This window comes from Dokdonella sp. (genome assembly GCF_049593775.1).
Lineage (GTDB): Bacteria > Pseudomonadota > Gammaproteobacteria > Xanthomonadales > Rhodanobacteraceae > Dokdonella.
In genome coordinates this window covers 1-3,472 of the sequence record NZ_JBAWHJ010000375.1, presented here as the reverse complement: position 1 = coordinate 3,472, position 3,472 = coordinate 1, and the positions used below count along the sequence as shown (strand labels likewise).

Here is a 3,472-nt window from a genome sequence, read left to right as displayed (position 1 = left end):
GCGAGAGAGTGCATGAATGATTCTATGCAACTCTTTCATCCCCCTCTTTTGACGAAATCTTCCAGACGCAGGCACCCTGGCTGGCCACCTCGATCGATTCGATTCTTGCGGCGTGGGCTGCCAATTCGGATTCATTCGCCCGCAATACGCGAAGCCCGTGTCCCGCCAGAGGCCCGGTAGTGACCGCGCGCTGCGGCTGCTCTGCCGTTTCAACAGCCAGCCCAAGATCTCCCTGCCCCGCTGTCATCGCCAGATAGACGTCGGCCAACAGATGCGCATCGACCAGCGCCCCATGCAGTTCGCGATGCCTGTTGTCGACGCCAAGACGTTTGCACAATGCGTTCAGGCTGTTTTGCTGACCAGGATACTTCTCTCTGGCCATCTGCAGCGAGTCGAGCACGCTCGCATGGTCAGTCAGCTTGCCCAGCTCAGGCGCCGCAAGGCCGAGCTCCGCGTCAAGAAAACCAACATCGAAACTTGCGTTGTGCGCGATGATTTCAGCACCCGCGACGAAATCAAGGAACTCGCTTGTGATTTCACGGAACCGGGGCTTGTCCTGAAGAAAGGCATCGTCGATGCCATGTACTGCACGCGCGCCCTCATCGACTGCCCTGTCGGGATTGAGGAAGCAGTGAAACGTGCGTCCACTGGGCCTGCGCTCCAGCAGCTCGACGCATCCGATCTCGATGACTCGATGCCCCTTCTTGACCTCGAGTCCGGTCGTTTCCGTATCCAGCACGACTTGTCTCACAGTGCCTCCGCCTGCTTGTCACGCATCAGTTCCGCGGCGCTGCGCGCGAGCCGGTCAACGCGCTCGTTCTCGGGGTGGCCAGCATGCCCGCGCACCCAGTGCCATTCGACCGTGTGCGGCGCAATCGCCTCAACGAGGCGTTCCCACAAGTCCTTGTTCTTTACCGGATCACCTCCCGCTGTTCGCCAGCCCTTGGCTATCCAGCGAGGCATCCACTCCTTGATTCCTCGCATCACGTACTGAGAATCCGTGGTCAGCTCCACTGCACATGGTTTGCGCAGTGCCTCCAGCCCGGAAATCACGGCCAGAAGCTCCATCCTGTTGTTTGTCGTATGCACTTCGCCACCATGCAACTCCCGCTCGCGTCCCGCATGTCGCAGCAAGGCCGCCCAGCCACCCGGTCCGGGATTGCCCAGGCAGGCACCATCGGTAAACAGCTCGACGGCGCTCACAGACATGCCCGGCGACTTGGCATCTGCGCAAACCCGCGGCCCAGCGACAGGGCGCTGTTGCGAGGACGCAGCGGAATCACGCGTCCGGCAGAGCGCTGCTTGGACAGTGCGAGCATCCAAGCGCCATGCAGACGGCTGCCAGTCACGAAGCCCGATTCATCGGTTGCATCGGGCCAGATCCCGCCGAGAAATTCCCGTCGCAATGGCTGCAGACCGGCACGTGAAAATTCTCGCTGGACCCGGAGAACACTACGAAAGCGTGGCATTGATGACACTTCACCTCCAGTGAATGCGGACCAGACCCGCCAGGGACTCAACATGTTCATGCCGAACAGAAACAAGGTTCCCCCGGGAGCAAGTATGCGTGCCAGTTCGCCTGCAACTCCACTTTGCGGATCAAGCAAGTCGAGGACATGTCTAGCCACCACCAACTGCACACTGTCATTGTCCAGGGGCAGCGCGTCCGGTCGGCAGCGCAAGTCCCCACTCACGATGCCTTCAGCAATCTGCAGGCGAATCATCTCGGGATGACTGCGTAGCGCGGTTTCCGCGCCCGACGCCGACGGGCGCAGGGAAAGCGCGGCCCCAGAGGGAATCGTAGACGCCCGCTGACGCACAAGGCTCCATTCCTGCGACAGCAGGCCGCGCAATGGCGCAAGATCGAAGTAATGGGCTGCTTGGAGCGGCACGACGCGTTGAATCCTGCACATGTTGGTGGCTGGCTGACCATCGAGTTTAACCCGAACGTTTTCCAAGGTGACGCCGCTGGCGAAACGATATATAAAATGACCAGCATTGACGCGCCATGGCAGCTGGAGTTTCGGGTATCACGCCCACCCACAGCAGCAGCTTCGAGCGCTGCCCTGCCCAAGATCAGATCGGCCGGCATGTGCCCCGGCGTTTTCAGACAACCGCACCGATGCGTGTGCCAAAGTCGATCGGACTTCCCCGAAAACGGGGAGGCACAGCGCTTCCGACGACCTCCGTCCAGCTGCGTCTCCGGGCAATGGCCCTTTGCATGGTGCCGACTGACCGCGTGGCACTTGCTTGCGGTACCCATGCCGCGGCTATAGTTGGAGCATGAACGCTCTGCGACTGTTGCCGATCCCGGCATTGAATGACAACTACATCTGGCTGCTTGCCGATCCATCCGGCAACGCGCTGGTAGTCGACCCTGGTGAAGCGGCGCCTGTCATTGAAGTCATTCGTCAGCAGAACCTGCGGCTGCGTGCGATCTTGCTGACCCATCACCACCCCGACCATATCGGCGGCGTGCCCGAGCTGCTTGAACTTGGTAGTGCGAGCGTGCACGGGCCAGATGATTCTCGCATCGATCACGTCACTCATTGCGTCGGTGATGGCGACAGCATTGTCCTGGACTCACCCGCCAGCACGTTCACCGTCATTGCGGTGCCAGGACATACTCGCAGCCACATAGCGTATTACGGAAATGGCCTGCTTTTCAGTGGCGATACCTTGTTCAGCGTGGGCTGCGGTCGCCTTTTCGAGGGCTCCCCGACCCAGATGCTCGACTCTCTGGAAAAGCTGGCACGGCTGCCGGGAAATACGCGAGTTTGCTGCGGACATGAATACACCGTGGCGAACTGCATCTTTGCGAAAGCGATCGAACCGGAAAACACTTCATTGGCGGCACGCATGGAGGAGGCGCAGCGCTTGCGCGCCAATGGTCTGCCGACCGTACCGTCGCTTCTGTCGGATGAACTCGCCTGCAATCCGTTCCTGCGCATCGATGTCAGCAGCGTCATCGCCGGACTCGGCCCGGAAGTTCAGGACTCTGCGGACCGGGTCGCACGCTTCGCGGCATTGCGTGCCCAGAAGGATTCCTTTCGCGCATGAGGGTCACGGAGCTGCGCAACGCAGGCGTTCTCGCCTGCATTTTCCTGATGCTTGCCGCATGTACGGCGCCACTGCACCGACCCGCTCCGGTTCCGCCCGCGCCCAAACCGGAGATAATTTCCGTTCCGGAAACAAGTCCACCGCCAGTTCCTGTCGTGGCAGAGCAGCCTGACATCAACGAGCTCTCGCCCTGGCCGCGACTCCGCGAACGTTTCGTTCTCGACAGCTGCAACTACAGCAGCGCCGTTGTCGCCGAGGCTCGGCGATATACGCGGGCTCCAGGCATCTTCAGCAAGTCGCTTGAGGACGCAATGCCATTCCTGCTGCTGGTAGTGAGCGAGCTGGAACGGCGCGATCTTCCGGGCGAATTCGCGTTCCTGCCCTACGTCGAAAGCCACTATCGCCCCTTGCC

4 protein-coding genes and 1 pseudogene are annotated in these 3,472 nt (G+C 60.9%); 2 read left to right on the top strand and 3 right to left on the bottom strand.

All coding sequences use genetic code 11. From position 1 onward, the window contains the following. Window positions 1-22: 22 nt before the first annotated feature. From dnaQ to WBP53_RS12890, 3 genes are read right to left on the bottom strand one after another with little or no spacing between them, the layout of a single operon-like run. Window positions 23-751, bottom strand: a complete 729-nt coding sequence (gene dnaQ / locus WBP53_RS12900) for a DNA polymerase III subunit epsilon (RefSeq protein ID WP_423929548.1) — start codon at window positions 749-751, stop codon at window positions 23-25. Next, a complete protein-coding gene (gene rnhA / locus WBP53_RS12895; RefSeq protein ID WP_423929546.1) occupies window positions 748-1,209 on the bottom strand; it encodes a ribonuclease HI in 462 nt (153 codons plus the stop codon). Before rnhA ends, dnaQ begins: the two co-directional genes overlap by 4 nt. Beyond that, on the bottom strand, window positions 1,200-1,892 hold the full coding sequence (locus tag WBP53_RS12890) for a class I SAM-dependent methyltransferase (protein WP_423929544.1): 693 nt from the start codon (window positions 1,890-1,892) through the stop codon (window positions 1,200-1,202). Before WBP53_RS12890 ends, rnhA begins: the two co-directional genes overlap by 10 nt. Before the next feature lie 400 nt (window positions 1,893-2,292). Between WBP53_RS12890 and gloB the strand changes: the two genes are divergently transcribed. Then, window positions 2,293-3,060, top strand: coding sequence for a hydroxyacylglutathione hydrolase (gene gloB / locus WBP53_RS12885; protein ID WP_423929549.1), 768 nt, complete (start codon window positions 2,293-2,295; stop codon window positions 3,058-3,060). Beyond that, window positions 3,057-3,472 (top strand): annotated as a pseudogene (locus WBP53_RS12880) (hypothetical protein); the annotation flags it as partial. The gene gloB and the pseudogene WBP53_RS12880, both read left to right, overlap by 4 nt.

Coding starts and splice junctions, on each gene's coding strand:
- rnhA (WP_423929546.1), bottom strand. CDS start 1,209: ATGTCTGTGAGCGCCGTCGAGCTGTTTACCGATGGTGCCTGCCTGGGC.